We start from the raw sequence: 24,926 nt of genomic DNA, 5'->3' as shown, positions 1-24,926 counted from the left end.
GTTGATAGAGCAAAAAAAATTGTTGATAGAGCAAAAATTTTATGTGAATTGGGTGCTGAATGACAGAAAAGGCACAAAAAAACAGGGCTGCCTTATTGCTCCTCTACAAAACTCTTCCGCCACTTGGAGGGCGAGCACCCCTCCTTTTCGGTAAAAATCCGGGTGAAATAACTCAGCGAAAGGAACCCCGACTCCTCGGATATGGCTGCAATCGTCAACTCGGGATGCTCCATCATCTGCTGCTTGGCATACTCGATGCGCAACCCGGCAATCCACTCGCGGAACGAAGCCTGATAGACAGACTTGATGTAGTCAGAGAGGTAGGTGCGGTTGGTGCCCAACTCAAGGGCCAGGTCGCCGATAGTCAGCTTCGGACTGGTATATCTCTGACTCCCAATCCAGGCGGCAAGGCGTATTTCCAGCTTCTTCCGATACGGCTGCGGGCCCAGCAGCATTTCCTCCTCGACGGGAACAAGGTCGTCGGCATCTTCATCTTCGAGAGGTTCCTGCTCCAGGATGCTTTCCACCTGTTCGTAGAAAAGCAGGTAGTTGATGTAGGAGCCATAGAGGTAAATGTAGAACGGTATGGAAGAGAGCACCCACAGGAACAAATACCGGTCGGGCAGGAAGGTGAGCACCCCGCAGCTGACCCCATAGATGACCGCCCACCAAGTGAAGATGGACATCCAGCGGATATAGGCCGCGATATACTCGGAGTGCGTGTCGTCGAACAGACGCACCGCCCATCGGTAGGTGCGGATGAGCCTGCGGGCCAGCCATAGGCCATAGGCCAACAACCACAATGCCAGGAATACCAGCCCCACCTGCTGCACGGGCCCCGAAGGCACGGCCGTGAGAAGGAGGGCCGAAAGGGCGGTGAACAGCGCCCAATAGCCCATGTGCCGCCAGAAGCGACGGCGGGTCAGGAAAAAGCGGTCGAGCAATATGGTAAGGGCTGCACTGAACAACCAATAGGCCATGAAGTAGGTGGAGAGGTTCATCAGGATAGCTTCCTGCTCGTGAAGAGGCCGAAGCCCGCAAAAGAGGTGTACCGAGTAGTTGGCACTCAACACCAGCAAGGCTACACCCATGATGCGGCGCGAACGCAGATAGTTGACGAATATGGGCTTGTCGGGAGTTTTGCCCACCAGAAAATAGCCGGCAAAAAACAGCATCAGCACCAAGGCTATGCCCAATGAATAATCATAGAGAGCAAGATTCATCTTTTCACACTTTGCGACAACAAGATACAAAGGTACAAGGATTTCCGGTTAATTCGCACTCGGAATCGGTCCAAAAAATCAAGATTGTCATTCATACTCGCAGGAATCGCTCTCGGAGGCTTCGGCGGGAATGATACCCATCTTTTTCATCAGGAAACAGGCGTTCATGTTGCGGGCAATGCCAGGTTGCAGGCGATAGGTGAAGGTGAGTTCGTCGCCCTCGATGGTGGCCTCGAACCGGTAATTGCTTATCTGCCCGGGCAACTTCTCGGCCAGTTGGCCCAGCACCAGGTCGTGGGTGGCGATGATGCCGGCGGCACCGGCCTCGACCAACTGCCGCACCAGGGCGAGCGAGCCGGTCTGCTTGTCGACCGAATTGGTGCCCCGCAGAATTTCGTCGAGGATGACAAAGAGTTTTTCGCCGGCACGCAACCGCACCACAATCTGCTGCAGCCGCTTGAGCTCGGCAAAGAAGTACGACTCGTTGTCGGCCAGCGAGTCGCTGGCCCGCAGACCGGTGAAGAGGGGCAGCGGCGTGAAGGTCATGCTGCGGGCACACACGGGGGCTCCCATGCACCCCAGCAGGTAGTTGATACCTATGGTGCGCAGGTAGGTGCTCTTGCCGGCCATGTTGGCCCCGGTGATGACCTGGAAGGAGCCTTCGTTTATGGGGGCCACGTCGTTGCAGACACAGCGGTCGCGGGGAATGAGGGGATGCCCCAACGCCTCGGCCTGCATCACGGGCCGACGGTCGAGCACAATCCGGGGGAAGACGTAGTGCGGATGATTGTAGCGGAAGGTGGCCAGTGAGCAGAGAGCGTCGAACTGCGCCAGCACATCGAGCCAACGGGGCAGTTGCTCGCGGTTCTCGTCGAGCCAGCGATTCAGCGCATTGAGTTGCCGCAGGTCCCACAGCAGAAAGCCGTTGAGTACCGTGAAGCCCACGAAGTTACAGCGTTGGTCGAGGTTGCCGAGCAACCGACGCAACCGGGCCACCCGCTGCGAAACCGAGCCGTGACCGTCGACACACACGCGTTGCAGTTGGCCCAGCCATTCGCTCTCGAAGCGGTTTTGCTCTACCATCTCGAACAGGCGGGCGTAGTGCGACAGGGAGGCCAGCGCGCCATTGAGCTGCTCCTGCAAGCGGGTCACCCGCTTGGCCAGCACACCAGCCACGGCCAGCAAGGCGATAAAGGGCCACACAATCACACTGCCGGCTATCGCACCGGCCAGCCACAAAACGACCAATACCAGATAGAGGACGGGGATGGCGAGAATCAGACGGTGCACCAAACGTCCCGTGCCGAAGCGGGGCAACGCGGCCAACTGCTCCAGCAAACGGCTGTCGGCCGGGCTCTCGCCCGAGCAGGCGCCCCACGACTGGAAGTCGATGCGCAGGTCGGTGCAACGGCTCAACTCCTCGATTGCAGCCTGCCGCCGGCGAATGGTGTCGGCCGTGAGGTCGGGGCTCAACATGGTGCGGGCCAGTGCCTGGCGTCCCACCGCCGTAGCACTGCGGTTGAGGTAGGCAAAGAACGATTTCGATCCGAAGAGGTCGAGGTCGAAACTGTAATCGTGTGTGGGGTCGATAAACTCGTCGCCGCCGTCGATGCCCTCGAAGCGGTATTCGAGCAGAGCGAGTTCCCGCCGAATAGCCCGTTCGCGGCAATCGGCAAACTCTTTCCGGCGGAACCACCGGTCGTGCACCCGGGCCAGCCCCAGAAACACAGCAATCCCGGCCAGAGCCACCGAGCCCCACGCCCAGGCTCCCGCCTCGCGCAGCAGATAGATGCCCGCCACGGCCCCCACAAAGACGACCAGGCGAAGCAACCCGATGAGCCGAATGCGCCCCTTTATCCGCGCCGCCTCCCGGGCGTTGGCTTCGAGACGGTCGCGGTAATCGTGTTGTATCTCTTCCATAAATCTACTCGGCTAAAGGCTTGTTGATGCGCCACAGATATTTCATAATCATGCGGTCATTATCCTTGATCTCTTCATCCAATTGGGCATACGGTTTGAGATAGATATGAGCAAAACAACTATTTTCTATCTCCTTTTTATTTCTCTTTCCCGATTTTATCAACTGATTCTCTTCAGGCGTAGTTGGTCGATACCCCTGAATCAGCCGCTCCATCACCCATCGGTTATGCTCGACCTGGGCCATTTTCTCCAACAGATCTTTATCCGCCAACAGATTCTCGGGTTCCTCCAATCCGAAGCTGCGTAACTTGGTCGGGATGGAGTGCGCGTTGTAAATATTGGACCAACGATATACCGTCGTGAGGCTCTTCCACAGCTCATCGGCCTGGGTATCATCCAAAGGCACCCATTCCTTCTTCTCCGGTTTTATTTTATTATAAATGAAATTGACCCGTTTGGCCTGAAACAGACTGTTATCATCTATATCGTAGCACTCGTCGAGCATGCCGAAAGCCCTCAGCCCATTGTACTGACGGGCCTGCCGCACCAGCTCGATGGTCGAGCACGACACGTTTTGCCGTACCAGTATCGAGAGGGCTCTTTTATAGACCTCCTGCGGCATGTAGAGAGCCGTAGCAATGCTCTTCTGGGGCACCTCGAAACAGATAGCGATAGTGAGCAAACTCCGATTTTCGGCACTCGTCCATGATTCGAGCAATTTCTGTACCAGCCGACTCTCGACCGCTCCCTTTACGAACTCAAACTCAATGTCGGACAACCCCGTGCCCTTATGCTCATAACTGCGCGAGTCATCAAGCGTATCGACTACCCGATAGTCGCATTGCTCAAAGAGCGCACTATATCGGCCTCGCAGCATATCGAACTCGGTATCGGCATTCAGGTCGATAAAGGTGATGCGGGTTTTCAACTTGGGGTCTCGCACAAAGTTGGGATAGTGAGCAATGTGCGCTGCCTTCATGGCCAGAGCCACCCCCATACTGGTCATGCCCACAATGACCAGGTGCACATGGCGATTGCTCTCGTAGTCGATACCTTCGCCGTCGAGCGGAGTATAGACAATGGGGGCTACACCGTCGTTATGCGGGTCGTATTTCCCCCACACCAGCACCTTCTCGGCCCAAGTCTCGTAGAAGTTGAAGGGCAGAAAATCGATTAACTTCTCGGTCCGTTTGTCGTACTCCGTTTTCAAAGACTCCAATTGAGCCAAATCCGATTGATTATCTTTCAACGAATTACGCATTGTCGTGTACCACAAATTGTCGGTATCGGTACGTTTTTTAAACACCGTTTCGACGTTGTTCCGCTGGAATACGGCAAAGGTCGATTGTGCCTCGAACAAGACATGACACCGCTTGCAACCCGCCAGCTCATCACTCACCAGTCTTTTCAAACCGCTCAGCGTTTTGGGGGTATAATGATTCCGCAAAATACGGTTAATCAACGTCACACTCTCGATATTGACTGAATCGTGATCGGTCTCGCCCTCCTCTCCCAAGAGGAAAATCTCCTGACAATCGGACAGATGCAATGTCTCCAAATCTTCACGCGAATCGCGCCCGCCATGCAGGATAATGGTGCGACGGTCTATCTCGTCATCGAGTTTCGACAACAGTTCGTGGCGCACGGTCTCTACCTCGCTGGTCGTCTGGATTACGAACAGATAGGGAATATCTTTAACTCGATTGTCGCTTTGCGCCATTCGGTACAATTGCTTGATGAGCCCGATAGCCATCTTGTCAAACCCGATAATGACATAATGGTTCTTGAATTTATAACTTATCTGTCCCTCACGGGCTCGCTCTACTCGGCGGTCGATGATGTTCGAGAAAATCGAGATAAGCAGTCCGCCCATTAACACCGAACCCGTAATTGAGATAAACAAGGTCAGCACCCTGTTGCCCGTCCCCTCGACCACATACTGGTTGCCCGGGTCGGCAAAATGGTAATAGACATCGAGCAGAATGTTGCGCGGCTCGTTCTCCTTGATGGTGAGCGTACAGCCGGTGACCCACTCGATAACGATAAACAGCAGTATAAAAAAGGCAATAACTACCACCAAAAACAGCAACTGCCACCGAATACCCGACGACAAGATGCGGTCGATACCGATTACCGGGTATCTGAAAAGCTCCTTCAACCGTTTCATTTCCGTTTTACGATTTCAAACCCCGCCGCTTGGATAAACCGCAAGGTCCCCAGGGCTGTATTTCGGTCATACGCTTTCTCGATTTCGGGCAGCTCTTCATAAGGCACCAAGCAGGGGTGCGTCTTCGCCACGTCGTCCCGACGCTCGCCATAGCGCCACCCTTCGGCCAGGCGCGACTGGGCCCACACCTCATGTACGTTTTTCGCCAAGGCTTCAATCAGCGAAGTCAATGCCTCGGGCAACACCTCGCCCGAAGTATCGAGCGGTGCCGGCGTATAGGTCTCTTTTTCCATGATATTACGGATAAACGATTTTTTAATTTTAATAACAAAGATAGTATTATCGGGGAACCGAAACAAATTTCACACCGTCAATCCTACAAAAATCTGTCGAGAGTCCATCTCACCGCAACTCGAGCGTGCGCTGCATCACAAGATGCTCGTGCAGCTCATCGGTCTCGAGATAGAGATTCACCTGATAACGCCCGGCCCGGAATGTGTCGACGGAGCCGTCGGAACGCTCGTACCAAAAGGTTCCCGAAATCTCGAAATCTTTATAGAAGAGGCTCTGCGGGTCGAAAGGCTCGGTCTCCCGGTCTCTGGAACAGGAGTATATGAGATTGCCGTCCAGATAGAACCGGAAGGTCAGTTTCAAGGGGTGACCCGCCTCGAGCGAACGCCACTGAAATCCGGCAATCATGTACTTACAGGCATTGGCCCTGAACTGGAGTTGTCGGGCCACACCCCCTTCGAGGAGAGAGAGTCCGCAATCGTAAGCAACCCAGTCTGTCATCTCCTTCTCGTCGTTGTAGAAGTAGAACACCAGAGCCACCGGCTCAATCCAGCCACGCTGCATAGGCGACCGCTCGACCTCGAACTGCCCGCTGCCCACCTGCCGCCCCTTGTAACAAAGCAGATAGGTGTAACGTCCCGGGTCGTAGGAGTTGCCCGAATCGCTGCCCCAGCCGCACATCTGCAACCAGCCTCCGGCCGGGTCGAGGGTCACCGTGTGGTCAAATCGGCTCGTCTTGCCCGTCTGCTCGTTTCTGATTTCGACATCATATGTAATCTCGCGCTCGACATCCGACAGGCTGGAATATCGGCAACGCATCGCCATATAGCGGGGAGAGACAAAACTCCCGGTGCCCCAGTCGTCGATTACCGTCTGTTCGCTGTCGTTGTTGCGAAACTGGAAATCCGACTCGATGCGAATCCACCCCTGCTCGTCCCAAAGTTCTTCGACCGGGACAATGTGGAGCCGGGAACTAATTATAAGTTCTCCTTTCTTATCTAAAAGCTCATATTCCCACCAGCCCACGGTTTTAAAAGCGGTTCCCTCTTCCGACCCCCAGGCCGGCAGATTGGCCAGCCGGTTCTCACAAATCTGCAAGGGCGCCTCGAAATCATAGCTGTTCACCTTGCCATCGGGAGCCGTCATGCGCACCGTCATCGTAACCTTGCGCTCGATACGCGAGGTTATCCTCGCCACGGGCATCACATAGCGAGCGTTGTTATAAAGCCTATTCTCCGGACGGGAATCCCGTTTACCGTCTTTTCCCACCTCACAAAAATTGAGCGCATGGACTTTATAGCCCCGGTCTCTCTTGAAAAAATCAAACAGTCCCATAAGTCTTATTAGATGAGGTTAATGAGTGATTATGCGAATATACAAAAGCAACAAATAATCCATGGGATCCGCTCTTACCCGAGTCACCCTTTTTCGACCTATTTCATCAAATCGATGGTCTGTTGCATGACCAAATGCTCGGCGAGCTCCCGGGTTTCGAGGTACACCTTCACTTGATAACGTCCGGCCGGGAAAGGGTGCAACTCTCCATTAGAGTCTTCCAGCCGCATGGACCCGGAGACCTCGAAATCCTGTTCAAAAATATCTTGTTTGGTCAGGTCGGGATCATGAGTGACCACATGTGAAGAATTGGAATAGACCAGTCGGCCATCCATATAAAACTTGAATGTCAGTTTCAGCCGATGCCCCTTTTCAAGAGAGCGCCATTGAAAACCGGCTACGGCTTTTTTATACGCATTGGCCTTGAATGTCTGCTGCTTAATCAGTTCGCCTTTGGCCAAATCCAAATTCATGCCACAATCATAAGCTACCCACAATTTCAATTCGTCGTCGGTATTATAGAAATAGAGAACCAGAGCCTCGGGTTCGATCCAACCCTGCTGGCGGGGCGATTTCGCCACTTCGAAGCGGCCGCTTGCCAACCGCTTCCCCTTGTAGGAAAGGGTATAGATATAACTCCCCGGCGAGTAGGATGTGCCCGATTGCGAGCCCCAACCGCACATCTGCAACCACCCGCCACGGGGGTCGAGCGTGGCCGTGTAATCAAAGCTTTTGGTTCGACCCGTCTGCTCATGCTCGATTTCCACATGATAGGTAACTTTCCGCTCCACTTTCGAATAGCAAGTGTATCCACACCGCATCTGTATATACTGGGGCTCTACGAAACTCTTCGTTCCCCAGTCGTCGATTGCGTTGCCGCTGTAATCGATATTGCGAAATTCGAGATGTGTAGTCACATGAATCCACCCCTTCTCCTCCCAAAGGCTGTCCAGCGAGGCGATTTCGAGCGGAGCCTCGATTACCACCCCGTCGTTTTCGTCCAGCACCTCAAACCGCCAGGTACCCGTTTTGGAGAAAGCGGTACGGCTCTCCGACCCCCACCACGGGAGTTGCGCCGATATGTTTTCGGCCGGAGTCAACGGTGCGTCGAAATCATACACATGGACCTTGGAATTGGGCTCGGTGATACGTACTTTCATCTTGACAGTGCGGTCGATACGCGACGTCATCTTCACCACCGGCATGATATAACGCGAGTCGGTATAAAGTTTGAGGCTGGGTAAAGTTTCGCGCTTGCCGTCTTTCCCCACCTCGCAAAATTCGAGCGAGTGAATATCGTAACCTCTATCTTTCTTGAAAAAATCAAATAGTCCCATAAAAATTGAACAAGAATAATAGACAAATTATAAATACCATAAAAACAAACCACCGGGGGACAACCCCGTTCGACTGTCGGGAACCGACGAGGTCAATAAACATCGATAGTGCGCTCCATCACAAAATGCTCGGCGAGTTCTTGGGTTTCGAGATACACCTTCACTTGATAACGCCCGGCCGGGAACGTAGATGAAGAAGTACGATATATCACACCCGAATACATGATTTTTTGCAGGGAACGCCCTATGGTCTCTCCGTTTGAGACCCAAGTGTACAGCAAATTACCATTATAGTAAAATTTGAATGTCAGCTTCAAAGGGTGATTCCCTTCAAGAGACTTCCACTGGAAACCGGCAATCAAACTCGTATAGCTGTCTCCCTTGAATGATTGCTGCTCGACAGGCTTCCCTACAACAATAGTCGATGCACTTTGCAGCTGCCATTTCCTTAACTCGTCGTCGGTGTTATAGAAATAAAGAACCAAAGCCTCGGGCTCGATCCAACCCCGTTGGCGGGGCGATTTCGCCACTTCGAAGCGGCCGCTTGCCAACCGCTTCCCCTTGTAGGAAAGGGTATAGATATAACTCCCCGGCGAGTAAGATGTGCCCGATTGCGAGCCCCACCCGCACATTTGCAGCCAATGGGTACCGTCCCGGGGGTCGAGCGTGGCCGTGTAATCAAAGCTTTTGGTTCGACCCGTCTGCTCATGCACGATTTCCACATGATAGGAGACTTTCCGCTCCACTTTCGAATAGCAAGTGTACCCACACCGCATCTGTATATACTGGGGCTCTACGAAACTCCTCGTCCCCCAGTCGTCGATTGCGTTGCCGCTGTAATCGATATTGCGAAATTCGAGATGCGAAGTCACATAAATCCAGCCCGTGTCCTCCCAAATGTCATCTAATGAAGCGATCTCGAGCGGGGCGCCTATGACCACTCGGTCGTCCTCATCAAGGACGTCGAACTGCCATGTGCCCACCGTGGTGAAATAATCCCGGTTCTCCGAACCCCACCACGGGAATTGCGCCGACATGTTTTCTCCCGGTTTCAGCGGCGCGTCAAAATCATACATATGCACCTTGCCGCCGGGCTCGGTGATACGTACTTTCATCTTGACAGTGCGGTCGATACGCGACGTCATCTTCACCACCGGCATGATATAACGCGAGTCGGTATAATGTTTGAGACTGGGTAAAGTTTCGCGCTTGCCGTCTTTCCCCACCTCGCAAAATTCGAGCGAGTGAATATCGTAACCTCTATCTTTCTTGAAAATATCGAACAGTCCCATAGTTGCAGCATTAGACGACAGTGTATATTCTGCGAATATATAAAATATTTTAAAATTGCCAAACTATCTGACGATAAAGTTTATAGCTCAATGACAGCAACGACAGGCGGGAGACCCCGACCGATTCCCCGACATGAGGAGCGGCAGCACGTTCCCGACCGTCGGGCCCGAGAGTATCCCCCCAATCGTCCGCCCCAAATTCGAGGTACAACGAGTAAACAAATTCGCGTCTTCCTGTTTATATTCCCGTCTAAATTCCCTACATTTGCAAAGAGTAGAAAAACCAATACGAAGATGAAAAAAGAGTTGTGTCTGCTGCTGGCCATTTTGTTTACCCTGTCGCTCTATGCCGGCAACGGGAAGGCCAAGATTACGTTCGAGTCGCCCCGCTACGATTTCGGCTACATCCAGGAATCGAAAGGCAAAGTGACCCACACGTTCGAGTTTACCAACACGGGCAACGCCCCGCTCATCATCGTCGACACCCGCAGCCTCTGCGGCTGTACCGCATCGCGCTTCACCAAAGAACCTATTGCCCCCAACGGCAAAGGCTCTATCGATGTCCAGTTCGATCCCGCAGGACGACCCGGTCCGTTCCGCAAAGAGGTCAAGGTCTACACCAATGCCAGCAAGGCGGCTGTAAAACTTATTATCGAAGGGGTTGTTGTCTCTAAAAAGAAGTAATTATGAAACGTACCCTTTTAGCTTTCTGTTTCGCCTCACTGCTGGCCACGACCCTGGCCCAGCCGCGCATCACGTTCGACGAAAAGGAGCACGACTTCGGCACCTTCGAGGAGGAGACCGGCCGGGTGACACACGTCTTCCGGTTTGTCAACTCGGGCAACGAGCCGCTGGTGGTGACCAACGTGCGCACGACTTGTGGTTGTACTGCCTCGCAATACACCCGAGAACCTGTGGCCCCCAACGATTCGGGTGTCATCAAGGTGACCTATAACCCCAAAGGGCGTCCGGGCCGATTCTCCAAACCGGTCTACGTCACGACCAACGCCTCGACCGACCGCGAGACCCTGCGCATCACGGGGGTAGTCATCGGGTCCAAATCGCGCCGGGCAGCCAACCCCTACCGCATAGGCGACCTGTCGCTGCGCAGCCTGCACATGCCTCTTTTCGACGTACCCAAAGGGCACCTCAAAACAGGCCAGCTCTTTGTGCGCAACGAAGGGAAGAGCGACCTGATTCCCATCTTCAAGCAGGTACCCTCGCATATCACGGTCGAGATGATTCCAGCCATACTCCACCCCGACGAAGAGGGAATTATCAAGATAAGCTACGACCCCGATGCCATCGACGACTGGGGATTCCGTCGCGATGAATTCAAACTGGGATTCGAAAGCGACACCGAGAGCACATTCAACACCATCACCGTATCGGCCAACCTGCTCGACGACTTCGGGTCATGGACAGCCGAAGAGCGGCAGCAAGCCGGCCATGCCACCCTATCGACCGAGGTGGTCGACTTCGGCATCATCAAAGGAAACAAACCCCAAAAGCAAACCCTGACGATTACCAACAACGGGGAATCGAAATTGACCATACACAAGGTGACCAACGAAAACCGGCCCTTGCAAGTAAAACTGAAACGCCACACCATCAATCCCGGAAAGTCGGCCGAGCTGACTGTCGAGGTCGATCCCTCGCTGGCCCGTACCAACCTGCTGAACTGCCGGGTTATGCTCATCACCGACGACCCCAACCGTCCGTCGGTACCCATCCGGGTATTAGGCTCTTTTGAATAACCTCTTAACACAGAAAAAAAATTATGGAACATCCCGAGAACGACGCACAATATGCCGGCCTTGCCGTAAACAAAGGCATTGAACAACCGCCCACGGTCAATCCCTATCTGAAAAAAATGCGGACAGCCCGTCGCCGCTCCTTCTCCGCGGCCGAATATGTAGAGGGCATCATCAAAGGCGACACGAGTATCCTGAGCCAGGCCGTCACACTGGTCGAGAGCAACCGCTACGAACACCAGGCCATCGCCCAGGAGGTAATCGAGAAGTGTCTGCCCCACGCCTGCGACTCGGTGCGGGTGGGTATCACCGGTGTGCCGGGTGCGGGCAAAAGTACCTCGATCGACGCCTTCGGCCTCCACGTGCTCAAGCGGGGCGGAAAACTGGCCGTGCTGGCCATCGACCCCAGCAGCGAGCGCTCCAAGGGGAGTATTCTGGGCGACAAGACCCGCATGGAGAAGCTCTCGGTTCATCCCAATGCCTTCATACGGCCTTCCCCCTCGGCCGGCTCGCTGGGTGGTGTAGCCCGCAAGACCCGCGAGACCATCGTACTGTGCGAAGCCGCCGGCTACAACAACATCTTTGTCGAGACCGTAGGTGTGGGCCAGTCGGAGACGGCCGTGCATTCGATGGTCGACTTCTTCCTGCTCATCCAGCTGGCCGGTACCGGCGACGAGCTGCAGGGCATCAAACGCGGCATCATGGAGATGGCCGACGGTATCGTCATCAACAAGGCCGACGGCAACAACATCGAGAAGGCCAAGCTGGCCCAAGCGCAATTCCGTAACGCCCTGCACCTGTTCCCCCCCACGCCTTCGGGCTGGACGCCCCAGGTGCTCACCTACTCGGGCTACTACGAGATAGGCATCGCCGAGGTGTGGGAGATGATCGACAACTACGTGGCCTTCGTCAAGAAAAACGGCTACTTCGACTACAAGCGTCAGGAGCAGGCCAAATACTGGATGTTCGAAACCATCAACGAACAGTTGCGCGACCATTTCTACCGTAACCCGCAAATCGAGAAGATGCTCGAGGAGAAACAGGCCAAGGTGCTGAAAAACGAGCAGAGCTCGTTCATGGCCGCCAAAGATGTGCTCGACTACTACTTCAACCAAGCCAAATAACAGTTGCCGCCCATGAAACAGGTCATTTGCCCAAAATGCGATAAAGCCTTCACCTTCGACGAGTCGCGCTACGATACCTCGTGCAACATCTCGTTCATCTGCCCGAACTGCCGCAAGCGCTTCGTGATGACCCTCGACGAGATAGAGAGTGCCGAAGGGGGCAGACTCGATACCTCGCACGGCTACATCACCGTGCTCGAGAATGCCTTCGGCTACCGGCAGGAGTTTCCGCTGCACCCGGGCGACAACCTCATCGGCCGCGCCTCGAAGGGGACCGAGGTCGACATCGCCATCGAAACCACCGACATGAGCATGGACCGCCGCCACTGCATCATCCACGTCAAGGAGAAGGGGGGCCATCCGCAACTCACCCTGCGCGACAACCCCAGCCTTACCGGCACCTTCCTGCGCAACACCCTGCTGGGCGACCGCGAGCGGGCCCTGCTTCACGATGGTGACGTGGTGTCGATAGGGGCCGCCACCTTCATCGTGCACATCCCCGGCGAAGAGGAGGACGACGAGTATTTCGAATAAGAATTTTCAATCTTTAGAATGAGAGAAGAAGTATCTAACGCTACTTTACGGAACTGGCAAAAATTGCATGTCGACAAATCAAACAAGTTACTCAGCCGAGCCAATAAAAGCCGGTCGAGAAAACTTGTTTTACCTACCTCTTATCTGCCCGAATATCATCTCGAAGACTATATATCACACCTCCTGTCACTCCCTTATCGCATCGACGACATTATCTATTCGTTGTGCGTTTACAGATTATCCATCTTTGGGCTCATCGACAAAAAACATGTGCAGCAGACTTTTGCCGAATACAATCGATACCAATACATTCCCGAAATAGAATCGAAAGAGATTCTTACCATCGAGAAGGATATTTTAGGCTATATCTATCAGGCCATGACACCTGAAGGAGAGCGAAACAAAAGCGGTAAATATTATACGCTCGAGCATATCGTATCGGACATGACAAGCGATATTTGCCTGTCGAATGACAAACGCTTTTTAGATCCCTGTTGCGGAAGCGGGGCCTTCCTGACCCAAATAGCAGCATCAAATCCCGAGAACTTATACGGAATCGACATCGATCCCTTGGCCGTAATGATAGCGAAAACCAATCTCCTCATTCGCTATCCCCACAACACCTTCTCGCCCCGTATCTTTTGTTTCGATTTCCTGCAAGGCATTACCATAGAGACCCCTCAAACAACAAAAGAGATACTGTCTACCACATTCGACTATATCTATACCAATCCGCCATGGGGAGGAACTCGCCAAAATATCTACCCTTCGGAACACATATCGTCGAAGGAGAGAGCCTCGCTGTTCCTGGAAAAAAGTTATTCGCTCTTGAAAAAGAAGGGAACTCTCAAATTCCTGTTACCTATTTCGATACTCAACATATCAACCCACAACGACATACGCAGTTTCATCTGCAAAAATACGGCCATACGGGAAATACAGATTCATAATCGTAAATTCAACGGGGTATACACCGACTTCTTCGAGATAAAGCTGTCGAAAGAGAAGCCTTCATCATCGATGCAACAGTATACCGTGTGCAAAGAGAATAATTCCTATACAGTCTCTTTCCGGTTCAACCAGACCGATAAATCCATGGCTATCCCTGTTACCACCTCATACGAGGCTGCCATTCTGGGGAAACTCGAACGAAAACGGCACGACGACCTCACTCACAGCATGTGGGCTTTGGGTATCGTAACCGGCGACAATAAGGGTAAATTGAAAACGGAGCCGGCCCCCTCGCTCGAAAAAATTTATACCGGGAAAGAGATAGAGCCATACACGCTGAAAGAGAACAAATACTTTATCCTCTACGATAGAAACCAGTTGCAACAATGTGCAAAAGACGCCTTATACCGGGCTCCCCAAAAACTGGCATACAAGTTTATTTCCAAAAAGTTGATATTTGCCTATGACGACCAAGGCCGACTCTTTCTCAATAGTGCCAACCTGCTGATTCCGTCGGTCGATACGCTTTCCATAAAAAGCGTATTGGCATTCCTGAACTCCGAACTATACCAGTTTATCTATCAGATTCAGTTCAACGACATAAAAATCTTAAAGGGAAATCTCTCGAAACTACCTTTCCCCAAACTCACACCCGAAGAGGACCGATTCCTTTGTACGCAGGTCGACGAGATATTGTGCGGGAACACATCGGCTCGACAAGAAATTGAAGACTTTATATATTTCCTCTTTGATATATCGCAAGAAGAAAGAAACTACATAACGAAATTTCTATATGGATAATCTACTGATAGAACTAAAAAAGCTAATACCACAATTACCGCAGGAAGAAAAAAACAGATTGTCAGACGATGTTCTGGACAAACTGCACTCCATATATCCGTTCAATAAATTCGAATATATCATCTCTCATCTTATTGCCCATAAAATAATTTCCATACAAGATTATTACAATATTCGCTCCTCCTATTTGAATCGGAACAAATATTTGTATATCTTTGAAATTACGGCACCTCGCACATTCGGAGAGAATTGGGCACAACGTCATTTAAATGAAGTTGTACCCGAATTGCAACGCCCCTCTACACTATTGGATCCGGGCTACTCGGGAGAATATGATTTTTGGTACCACGGAATAAAAATAGAAGTAAAGGCATCGAGAGCTGTAAAAAGAGGAAGCAAAGAGACCCTCATTATGAAAGCCTTGAGCTACGGCAGCCCCTTTGGCTTTGATATGAATTTTCAACAACTGAAACCGAAGTGCTGCCATGTTTTCGTATGGATTGGGGTTTGGAAAGACCGAATCATATATTGGGTACTATCCAATGCCGACGTCGTGAACAATCCTCATTACTCGAAAGGGCAACACCGGGGCAACACGGGGGAAGGGCAATTATGGATAAAAGAATCCAACATAAAGGAGTTCACCCCGTATGAAGTGGATGTACGGAATATCTTAAACAAAATAGAACAGAAATATACGGAATCTCAACTCATGACATCATTATAACACTCAATAAAAAATCTATGAAACTACGATTCACACTACTGGTGCTGTTAGCCCTGCCGCTGTGGCTTTCGGCACAAACACAGGTACGCACCGAGACGCTGCTGGAGAAGGGGTGGAAATTCACCCGCGAAGACAACGCGCAATTCAAGGATGCGCAATTCGACGACTCGCAATGGCAGTCGGTCCGCATTCCCCACGACTGGGCCATCTACGGACCCTTCAGTATCAATAACGACAAGCAGAACACGGCTATCGTCCAGGACGGCCAGAAAGAGGCCATGGAGCATGCCGGCCGCACGGGCGGTCTGCCCTTCGTGGGTACCGGCTGGTACCGCCGTTCGTTCGACGTGCCCCAATCGATCGAGGGCAAAAAGTATACGCTGATATTCGACGGCGCCATGAGCCACGCCCGGGTCTACGTCAACGGACAGGAGGCTTGCTACTGGCCCAACGGATACAACACCTTCTTTTTCGACGCCACGCCCTACCTGCGCCCGGGCGAGAGCAACACGCTGGCCGTACGGCTCGAGAACTTCACTGAGAGCTCGCGCTGGTATCCCGGAGCCGGCCTCTACCGCAACGTGCATCTGCTGGTGACCGACGAGGCTCATGTGCCGGTGTGGGGTACGCAAATCGTCACCACCGACCTGAACGACCGCTATGCCAAGGTCGAGCAGAAAACTTCGTGGGAGATGCCCCAGGGGAAATCGATGAGCGACTATGTGATCGAGACCTCGATTGTCGACCCCAGCGGCAAGACCCTGATGACCGAGCGCATGCGCGGCAACGACTTCGACCACAACACCTTCGAGCAGGAGTTTGTCGTTGAAAATCCTGCCGTGTGGAGTCCCGAGACACCCAACCTCTACACCTCGGTTTCGAAGGTCTATGAGGGCAACGAACTGAAAGACGAATATACCACCACCTTCGGTATCCGCACCATCGAGGTGCGCCAGGGCGAAGGCTTCTTCCTTAACGGCAAACCGTTGAAGTTCAAAGGGGTGTGCAATCACCACGACCTGGGCCCGTTGGGCGGTATCGCCAACGAGGCCGGTATCCGCCGCCAAATCCGCATCCTCAAGGATATGGGCTGCAACGCCATACGTACCTCGCACAACATGCCCGCCCCCGAGCTGGTGCGCCTCTGCGACGAAATGGGTATGATGGTGATGGCCGAGTCGTTCGACGAGTGGGCCACCGCCAAGGTACAGAACGGTTACCACCTCGTATTTAAGGAGTGGGCCGAGAAGGACATCGTCAACCTCGTGCGCCACTACCGCAACAACCCCAGCGTGGTGATGTGGTGCATCGGCAACGAGGTACCCGACCAGTGGTCGGGCGACCAGGGCCCCAAACTCACCCTGTGGCTGCAGAACATCTGCCACCGCGAGGACCCCACCCGTCCCGTTACGCAGGGTATGGATGCTCCCGATGCCGTAGTGAACAACAACATGGCTGCCGTGCTCGACGTGCCGGGCTTCAACTACCGCCCCTTCAAGTATATCGAGAGCCAGAAGAATCTGCCCCAAGGCATCATTCTGGGCAGTGAAACGGCATCGACCATCAGCTCGCGCGGTGTCTACAAGTTCCCCGTAGAGCGTCGCTCCATGCCCAAATACCCCGACCACCAGTCCTCCTCCTACGACGTGGAGCACTGCGGATGGTCCAACCTGCCCGAAGACGACTTCATCCAGCACGACGACCTGGCCTACTGCATGGGCGAGTTCGTATGGACCGGCTTCGACTACCTGGGTGAGCCCACTCCCTACTACTCCGATTGGCCCAGCCACTCGTCGCTCTTCGGCATCGTCGACCTGGCCGGTATCCCCAAAGACCGCTACTACCTCTACCGCAGCCACTGGAACCCCGAGGCCGAGACGCTGCACATCCTGCCCCACTGGAACTGGGAGGGCCGCGAAGGTGAGGTAACCCCCGTCTTCGTCTATACCAACTACCCCACCGCCGAGCTCTTCATCAACGGCAAGAGCCAGGGCAAGCGCACCAAAGATCTCTCGGTGACCGTGCACAACAGCGGCGACTCCATCTCGACCGCCCAGTTCAAGCGCCAGCAACGCTACCGCCTCATGTGGATGGATACCCGCTACGAACCGGGTACCGTCAAGGTGGTAGCCTATGACGAGCAGGGCAACGCCGTGGCCGAGAAGGAGATGAAGACGGCCGGCAAGCCCTACCGCATCGAACTCACTGCCGACCGCTCGACCATTGCCGCCGATGGCCGCGACCTCTCGTTCGTCACCGTCAAGGTAGTCGACAAGGAGGGCAACCTCTGCCCCAATGCCTCGAACCAAATCTCGTTCAAGGTGAAAGGCAAAGGCTACTACCGTGCCGGCGCCAACGGCGACCCCACCTCGCTCGAGTCGTTCCAGGAGCCCCGCATGAAGGTATTCTCGGGCATGATGACTGCCATCGTCGCTTCGACCGAAGAGCCGGGCAAAATCACCCTCGAGGCTACCGCCAAAGGACTGAAGAAAGCTACTCTTGTAATCGAGAGCAAATAATACCCACACGCGGCATCTGCCGCGCATACCTCACCACCCCGGCCTCCCCCGAGTGCCGGGGTGTTTTTTATGGTTTCCCGTCACCCCGCACCTCGATGCGGGGTCCAGAAAAGGGAAGGCGTTGGAAACTGTTGCGGGTATTACCTATGCCGACAATTTTGCCCGTATTCCTGGATACCGCGTCGTAGCGCGGTATGACACGGCAAGTCAGCCCGCACCCCGATGCGGGGTCCAGAAAAGAGAAGGCGTTGGAAACTGTTGCAGGTATTACCTATGCCAACAATTTTGCCAGTATTCCTGGATACCGCGTCGTAGCGCGGTATGACAAAAAAAAGGCGGCAGATGTAACCATCTGCCACCGTCACCTGAAAAAAGAAAGAATTGATGCAGTGAGAAATTATCTCACTACCACTTTTCATGAGCAATCGCTCATACGCACCACATAGGCCGGACTTCAGACACAAAGCCATTATACCGTTGCCAGCATAAACCAGTCGTCCCGTGGTCGTATATACCCGGCAATCCCAATCGGGACCAACCTCTCACAACTTGTAGATTCCCGATTCGGGTATAACCTGGTGTCCCCTCGTACATTGATAAAAAGTTTTTTCTCTAACAATCGTCACCGAATAGACTCTCCGAATATAATTTATCGAACGCTTCAATCCTATCACCTGCATAAGGAGCCGGGCCGTCAAATAGCCATAGCCGCCTATGCAACCACAAATTATATAACATAGAGAATCACAAGCAACGAATCGGAGCCCCCAAAACAATTCCTCACAAAAGTCACTCCGGCAAATAAGATTTCATAATATCGTGTTTCATATCTGTCTTCCTGTTCCCCTTGAGGATAGACGTTTAAAAAACGAAAGCGTAGGGAACAATCTGTCTATCTTCACGGAGGCATCGCCAAACGCCTATTCACGAAATAAACAGCCCACCCCACGCTATGCCATATAACAACACCCCTTGCCGGGGTGGATGTTGGCAAGCAGGAGCGTTTTTTTGACTGCCCGATCCTTCGTGAATTGAAATTTGGCGATTTCCCATGAAAGGATAAGCAAAAACGCTTTCTCAAAAACATGTCTGCCCTCGCAGAGAGAAATCCCTCCCCCGAAGGCCATGACCGACCACGGAAACCTCTCAACAGCGACAGAGCAACTCTATCTGCTACCGGGATATACCATCGCGGTCACGAGACAAAGATAGCATAACCCGATAATAAAAGCAATACCCTCAACCGGTTTTATTTCCACTTACTCCGACAGGGGGATAGCCGTCATACCCGCCGGATATTCCCTGGATTCTGCATCACGGTGCGGAATGGACCAGGCACAAAAAAGGCGGCAGAGTAATACTCCCTGCCGCCCAATCGTATCGAATAGATTCCTATTTACTTCACCCAAACCTTCTGCGACCGATTGCCCGCACATACGATATAGAGGCCTGCACCCGGCAACAATACCGTAGATTCGTCGCCCGCATAAACCAACTGCCCCATGGCCGTATAGACCCGATAAGCCTCATCGACATACTCTACATACAGGGTATGACCTACGGCATAGACGCGCATATCGTTGTTATCGACCGATTCCACGCCGGTTGGCGACTCCATGATGTTCGTAAAATTACTCCAATACGAAGCCTTCTGATATGCACTTTTACTGCCGGCAGGCACATACAAGGTAGCCTCATAATCCTCAAAAGTATTAGCATCGATTACAGGAGGCAGCTCGGCATAAATATATATATCCTGCAAATTATCACACCGGTCAAAAGTGTACTCACCGATACGAGAGACCGATTTGCCGATGGTCACCGAAGTCAACTCCTTGCAATAGCCGAATGCCGAGGCCTCTATGCTCTCCACAGTCGGTGGAATCGTCACCGAGAGTAACCCTGCACAAGCACAAAAAGCCGAAGGCCCGATGTGCTCCACCGACAGGGGAATTTCTATCGAGCTCTTTCCACCCGGACATGCACAAAGCGTAGTCCTGTCCTTGTTATAGAGTACACCGTCTAACGACGAATAGGCCAGATTCTCTTCCGAGACCGTAATCTCTTTTAAATTAAGGCTACCCACGAAGGGATTGGCTTCGATAGTTGCCACCGACGCGGGTATCATCACCGACTCCAAACTGGTACTTGAGAAAGCACCCTCCCCAATATAGTTTACGGCGTCTCCCGGTGAAACAGACTCTAAACTCGTACAGTTCAAAAAGGCCGAAGACCCAACATACTCTACTGAATCGCCCATAACCACCGACTCCAGTCCGGTACAGCCATTGAAAACACCTTCGTTGATACGTTTCACCGACGCAGGTATCACTATCGATTGCAGACTGATACACCCAGAGAAAGCATATTTACCAATCACCTCTATCCGCTCACTCCATATCACCTCGCCCAACCGTTTACAACCACTAAAAGAATAATCGCCTATCGTTATCAACGACTCGGGAAGCGTCAACTTTTTCAGATTCGCACAACCTTCAAAGGCCCAGTTTCCGATACTTGTTACCGAATAGTTTTCCCCGTCGTAAGACACTATCGAAGGGATTACCACATCACCCTCATAGGTCGGTTCAAAAGCCGATTCACGAGTGACCGTGACCTCTTCGCCGTTAATCTCGTAATAAATCCCTCCCGATTGAAAGTCATAGGCATCAACTCGAAAGATTCCCATCAGCAAGAATATGCCTACAAGACTTCGATACTCCTGTGTTTTCATGTTTAGATAAATTTTGTATTTGTATATAAAACGGGGCCACAAATACAATATTATAAAAAATAAGAGCTATTTATAAGATTCTGCTACACTTACGAGAAATTTCTATTAACTATACCGCAATTTCCAGAACACAATTCTTTCATATTCCATATCGTATTACCTTCAGTCCATATTTCTGGATTCCGCATCAAGTGCGGAATGACCGCTCGACGCGTCGTAGCGCGGTATGACACAGCAAGTCACCCCGCACCTCGATGCGGGGTCCAGAAAAGAGAAGGCATTGGAAACTGTTGCAGATATTACCTATGCCAACAATTTTGCCAGTATTCCTGGATACCGCGTCGTAGCGCGATATGGCACACTCTCCGCAGTGCGAAATGGACCAGGCAGTGGAGTCCGGAGTGATATATACACAAAAAATACCCCCGGCCCGGAACGCTCCGGGTCGGGGGATTTTTGCAAGCCGCAAGTGCGGATTTTTTGGATTGGTTTATTGATAACGGGCATGACGCCCTTTTGCTAAATCGGGATTAGTCGATTTTGCCGTTTTGCTCGAGCATCAGGGTCTTGGTGGGCTGGTCGCAAACCTCGGTGGGACCAAAGTATTGGATAGGACCGGGGTATACGTAGCAGGTGTTCATAGCCCACTCGTCGCGATGTGCGGCAAAGTATTTGAAGGGTGCACCGTCGAGGTGAACGAGGGCTTTTTGGATAACCGGTTTCATCTCGCCGTGGCGACGCTCCATGTTCATCATCATGGTTACGGGCACACCGCCGGCAATCCATTCGCTGGCCGGTTTGGTGGTGTTGCGTACCGACGACATGTAACCCGTGCGGCCTTCGCCTACGAGCAGCGATGCGGTGTAACCCAGCGAGTAGCAGTAGTCGGCGTCGAAGTTGGAGGGATCGGCGCAACGGCCTTCGTAACCGAAGAAGTGGTATTGAGTAGCGAATTTGCCTACATATTTACCGGCTTCTTTCATCTCGGCCAGACGGCGACCTACCATCTCGCCCAGCAGTTTCTCGGTCTCGATGAGCGATACCTGTACGTTTCCGTGGGGGTCGCGGTCGAGCGTGAGCTGACGGGCCACACCCTCGGGCAGGCTGGCGTAGATTGTCGAGTTTTCGGGCGAGAGGTGTTTGATGATATAGTTTCTTTGCTCCGATTTCTTGATCATGGCAAACTCGGCACCATTCTTGGCCAAAAAGTCGTTGAGTTCGGCGATAAGGCGCTTCATGGCGGGGATGAACTCGATGAGACCTTCGGGAATCAGCACCGTACCGAAGTTGAAACCTTTGGCAGCACGAGCGGCTACGATATCGGCGATATAGTTTACGATGTCGTCGAGGGTCATCTGTTTGGCCTCAACCTCCTCGGAAATCAAGCAGATGTTGGGTTGCGTTTGCAGAGCGCACTCCAGAGCGATGTGCGAAGCCGAACGGCCCATCAGTTTGATGAAGTGCCAGTATTTCTTGGCCGAGTTGCAGTCGCGTTGGATGTTACCGATAACCTCGGAGTATACCTTGCAGGCGGTATCGAAACCGAAGGAGCACTCGATCATCTCGTTCTTCAAGTCACCGTCGATGGTCTTGGGGCAACCGATTACCTGTACACCGGCACCGATTTGTTTGTAGTATTCGGCCAATACGCAGGCGTTGGTGTTGGAGTCGTCGCCACCGATGATAACCACGGCTTTGATGCCCAACTCTTTGATGATTTCGAGACCGCTGTCGAATTGCTCTTTCGTCTCGAGTTTGGTACGACCCGAACCGATGATATCGAAACCACCCGTGTTGCGGTAGTCGTCGATGATGTCGGCAGTGAGTTCCATATATTTATGATCGATGAGTCCGCCCGGGCCCAACAGGAAACCGAAGAGACGGCTATCCTTGTTCATGGCTTTGAGTCCGTCGAAGAGACCCGAAATCACGTTGTGTCCGCCAGGAGCCTGACCACCCGAAAGGATTACACCCACGTTGATGGCAGGATACTCTTTCTTGGGAGCGGCTTCGAAACGAAGCACGGGCATGCCGTAGGTGTTGGGGAACAACTTGGCGATAGCCTCCTGGTCGGCCACCGATTGAGTGGCTTTGCCTTCGACGATGGTTACGCCGTTTTTGATGGCTTCGGGCAGCTTGGGCTGATACGAAGCACGAGCAGTTTGAAGTGCACTTTTCTTCATTGTAATCACTTTTATTTGTGTATGTTTGCTTTATCTTTTTTAGCTGGGCAAATTTCGCATTTTTTTTTCAAAGAGCCAAACAGCTGGGTATTAAATTCCCATTTCGTCCCAGAGAAACGATACGACCAGGAAGCCTGTCTCTTTTTTACTCATCAGCCCGCATCGAGTAGCTCTCGAAATAGTGGCCGGTGAGGATGAGGTTCGAGATATTCCAGGCCTCGCGCTGCCGCGGGACGAGGGGCGACCGGGTGTCGCCCACCACGCTGCGGTCCCAATAGACGGCGCTCTTTACCGGGGTGCGCAACAGACTGTACCCGAGCCCCTTCCAGGGATATTCGTTGCAACCCATCACATCGAGCAGTGTGGGGTAGATGTCTATCTGCCCGGCCACCGCCTCGTACGAAACAGTATAAGGTGTATTCAGCAGCAGGAGGGCCACCTCGCGGTCGGCCAGCGTACGGGTGGTGCGCCCCTCGAGCACATTCAGTCCCAGCTCGTCGTGGTCCGACACGATGGCCACGACCGAACGGTCGTAGAGTCCGCAAGCCTGCAGCGAGTCGATAAACTGGCCCAACTGACGGTCGAGCCGGTGGAAGGCCTCCATCGTGTTGATAAGTTCGTGCGACGACGTGGGGTATTGCGACAGGGCGGTGGGCTCGACCGGCTCACCGTTGGGAGCGTGGGTCGAGATGGTAACCAGCTGGGCAAAGAAGGGCTGGGGTGTCTGGCGCAGAATGGCGAGGCCCCGGGCCAGCATGGTAGAGTCGTCGAGTATCTCGCTCGACTCGAAAGCGCTCTTGTCGTAGAGGGTGTCGAACCCATAGGCGGGCGAAGTCTCCACCTGGTTCCAGTCCTGCGCCCGGTCGCAAACGATATTGAGGGTGCGGTACCCCTTCTGCTTCAGGGCATGGCCCAGGGCAGGATAGCGATTATCGCCATAGAGCACCGCCGTAGCCCCCGTGCGCACGGGCAAAAGGCCGGTATTGAACATGAGGTGGCCGTCGCTCGAACGGCCATCCTTCACCTGCGGTATCAGATGGAGAGCCGCGAAGGTCCCCTCTTGCCTCAACAGACGGTTCAGTCGGGGCATAATCTCCACCCCGCCTACCGTGCGGTCGAGCATCCACGAGTTCATCGATTCGACGACGATGAGAATCAGGTTGCGCCCCGGCTCCACGGCCAGACGGTTATCGGTATAGCGGGGCATGCCGGCCAGGTAGTTGTCGACGGTTGCCCGTTCGTCGGCCGTCAACTCGTCCGACTGTACCAGCGACGACACCAGCACATAGCCCGTGTAAGGCACTACCCCGTGATAGATGAGGTATTCGCGGTAATTATAAGGAGTGATGAAGGCGGTCCAGGGCGATTCGCGGTCGGCCGACGCCCGATGGTAAATCTGGTACGACCGTCCACCGTAAGCCGCCAAGGCTATCACCAGCGACACGGCGGCAGTTATCCACCGCACACGCGGCGAGGGGTACGACCGCTGCTTCCCGAAATAGAGCAGATAGGCCGCCAGCAACAACAGAGTAGGGACGAAAAGGGTGACATCGCGCCAGCGAAGCAGCCCCCGCACGCTGTTGAACAGCACGCCGTTCACGTTGTCGAAGAGCAGAAACGACGAGTAGGGCATCACATCTTCGTAGACCCGGGCATAACAGCTCTGCGCCAAGCAGAAGAGATCGAAGAGGAAGAGCGGGATAAAGACCACCCACCGGCGGCGGGTGAAGAGCAGAAGGGGCAAGGAGAGTACCAAAGCATCGTCCACCGTAGGCAAGAAGGCCAACAGCGTGTCGCCTATCGGCCGTCCCTGAGGCAACAGGATGCGCAGATTGAAGATGGTCGAGCACTTCAGCTCGATATGCAGATACTCGATGGGATAGACGAAACAAAGCACCACGAGCAGGTGGAAGAGCAGGTATCGTCCCTCGCACGCCCAGGTATAAGCCGACAACCAGTTTCTGTTCAATCGCATGGCATTCACTCACATTCGATGCAAATGTAGTGAAATAAAAATTGATATGGCTCCCCCAA

At 53.2% G+C, this 24,926-nt stretch carries 18 protein-coding genes; 8 read left to right on the top strand and 10 right to left on the bottom strand.

Features of this window, described 5'->3' with window-relative positions; genetic code table 11:
• Positions 1–92 precede the first annotated feature (92 nt).
• The 7 genes from B5F38_RS09235 to B5F38_RS09205 form a co-directional block, all read right to left on the bottom strand.
• Positions 93–1,223 (bottom strand): helix-turn-helix transcriptional regulator, encoded by a 1,131-nt coding sequence (locus B5F38_RS09235; protein WP_087409004.1) that lies wholly within the window; start codon positions 1,221–1,223, stop codon positions 93–95.
• 87 nt (positions 1,224–1,310) lie between these two features.
• Positions 1,311–3,143: a hypothetical protein gene (locus B5F38_RS09230; protein WP_087409003.1), complete on the bottom strand. Its 1,833-nt coding sequence runs from the start codon at positions 3,141–3,143 to the stop codon at positions 1,311–1,313.
• Positions 3,144–3,147: 4 nt separating this feature from the next.
• Positions 3,148–5,310 carry a hypothetical protein gene (locus B5F38_RS09225; RefSeq protein WP_087409002.1) on the bottom strand — a complete coding sequence of 721 codons (2,163 nt, stop codon included), beginning with the start codon at positions 5,308–5,310 and terminating at the stop codon, positions 3,148–3,150.
• A complete protein-coding gene (locus B5F38_RS09220) occupies positions 5,307–5,603 on the bottom strand; it encodes a RyR domain-containing protein (RefSeq protein WP_087409001.1) in 297 nt (98 codons plus the stop codon). The genes B5F38_RS09225 and B5F38_RS09220 overlap by 4 nt, the downstream gene beginning before the upstream one ends.
• A 109-nt stretch (positions 5,604–5,712) precedes the next feature.
• A complete protein-coding gene (locus B5F38_RS09215) occupies positions 5,713–6,936 on the bottom strand; it encodes a hypothetical protein (protein ID WP_143240956.1) in 1,224 nt (407 codons plus the stop codon).
• 98 nt (positions 6,937–7,034) lie between these two features.
• On the bottom strand, positions 7,035–8,273 hold the full coding sequence (locus tag B5F38_RS09210) for a hypothetical protein (protein ID WP_143240955.1): 1,239 nt from the start codon (positions 8,271–8,273) through the stop codon (positions 7,035–7,037).
• Positions 8,274–8,365: 92 nt separating this feature from the next.
• The gene (locus B5F38_RS09205; RefSeq protein WP_087408998.1) at positions 8,366–9,565 is read right to left on the bottom strand and encodes a hypothetical protein; all 1,200 of its coding nucleotides are present in this window, start codon (positions 9,563–9,565) and stop codon (positions 8,366–8,368) included.
• 294 nt (positions 9,566–9,859) lie between these two features.
• Here B5F38_RS09205 and B5F38_RS09200 point away from each other — a divergent pair, with 294 nt between their 5' ends.
• The 8 genes from B5F38_RS09200 (at position 9,860) to B5F38_RS09165 (ending at position 18,421) form a co-directional block, all read left to right on the top strand.
• A complete protein-coding gene (locus B5F38_RS09200) occupies positions 9,860–10,249 on the top strand; it encodes a DUF1573 domain-containing protein (RefSeq protein WP_158096864.1) in 390 nt (129 codons plus the stop codon).
• Between the two features lie 2 nt (positions 10,250–10,251).
• Entirely contained in the window at positions 10,252–11,322 is a 1,071-nt protein-coding gene (locus tag B5F38_RS09195) for a DUF1573 domain-containing protein (RefSeq protein WP_087408996.1), read from the top strand.
• A 23-nt stretch (positions 11,323–11,345) separates the two neighbouring features.
• Positions 11,346–12,443: a methylmalonyl Co-A mutase-associated GTPase MeaB gene (gene meaB / locus B5F38_RS09190; RefSeq protein ID WP_087408995.1), complete on the top strand. Its 1,098-nt coding sequence runs from the start codon at positions 11,346–11,348 to the stop codon at positions 12,441–12,443.
• A gap of 12 nt (positions 12,444–12,455) precedes the next feature.
• Positions 12,456–12,977, top strand: a complete 522-nt coding sequence (locus tag B5F38_RS09185) for an FHA domain-containing protein (protein WP_087408994.1) — start codon at positions 12,456–12,458, stop codon at positions 12,975–12,977.
• 270 nt (positions 12,978–13,247) lie between these two features.
• A complete protein-coding gene (locus B5F38_RS09180) occupies positions 13,248–14,729 on the top strand; it encodes a TaqI-like C-terminal specificity domain-containing protein (RefSeq protein ID WP_158096863.1) in 1,482 nt (493 codons plus the stop codon).
• Positions 14,722–15,456 (top strand): hypothetical protein, encoded by a 735-nt coding sequence (locus B5F38_RS09175; RefSeq protein ID WP_087408992.1) that lies wholly within the window; start codon positions 14,722–14,724, stop codon positions 15,454–15,456. The genes B5F38_RS09180 and B5F38_RS09175 overlap by 8 nt, the downstream gene beginning before the upstream one ends.
• 17 nt (positions 15,457–15,473) lie before the next feature.
• Entirely contained in the window at positions 15,474–17,975 is a 2,502-nt protein-coding gene (galB, locus tag B5F38_RS09170) for a beta-galactosidase GalB (RefSeq protein WP_087408991.1), read from the top strand.
• 194 nt (positions 17,976–18,169) lie between these two features.
• Entirely contained in the window at positions 18,170–18,421 is a 252-nt protein-coding gene (locus B5F38_RS09165) for a hypothetical protein (RefSeq protein WP_143240954.1), read from the top strand.
• Positions 18,422–19,371: 950 nt separating this feature from the next.
• Here the strand turns inward: B5F38_RS09165 and B5F38_RS09160 are convergent.
• The 3 genes from B5F38_RS09160 to B5F38_RS09150 all read right to left on the bottom strand — a co-directional run bounded on the left by B5F38_RS09160 (position 19,372) and on the right by B5F38_RS09150 (position 24,867).
• Positions 19,372–20,709, bottom strand: coding sequence for a leucine-rich repeat domain-containing protein (locus tag B5F38_RS09160; protein ID WP_087408989.1), 1,338 nt, complete (start codon positions 20,707–20,709; stop codon positions 19,372–19,374).
• Positions 20,710–21,239: 530 nt separating this feature from the next.
• A complete protein-coding gene (locus B5F38_RS09155; protein WP_087408988.1) occupies positions 21,240–22,892 on the bottom strand; it encodes a diphosphate--fructose-6-phosphate 1-phosphotransferase in 1,653 nt (550 codons plus the stop codon).
• Positions 22,893–23,037: 145 nt separating this feature from the next.
• Positions 23,038–24,867: an LTA synthase family protein gene (locus B5F38_RS09150; RefSeq protein ID WP_087408987.1), complete on the bottom strand. Its 1,830-nt coding sequence runs from the start codon at positions 24,865–24,867 to the stop codon at positions 23,038–23,040.
• Between the last annotated feature and the right edge of the window lie 59 nt (positions 24,868–24,926).

Origin of the sequence: Barnesiella sp. An22 (assembly GCF_002159975.1) — a bacterium.
In the GTDB taxonomy this organism is placed as follows: domain Bacteria; phylum Bacteroidota; class Bacteroidia; order Bacteroidales; family Barnesiellaceae; genus Barnesiella; species Barnesiella merdigallinarum.
Note: the sequence above shows the minus strand (reverse complement) of the source record. Positions and strands in the feature narration are given on the sequence as shown.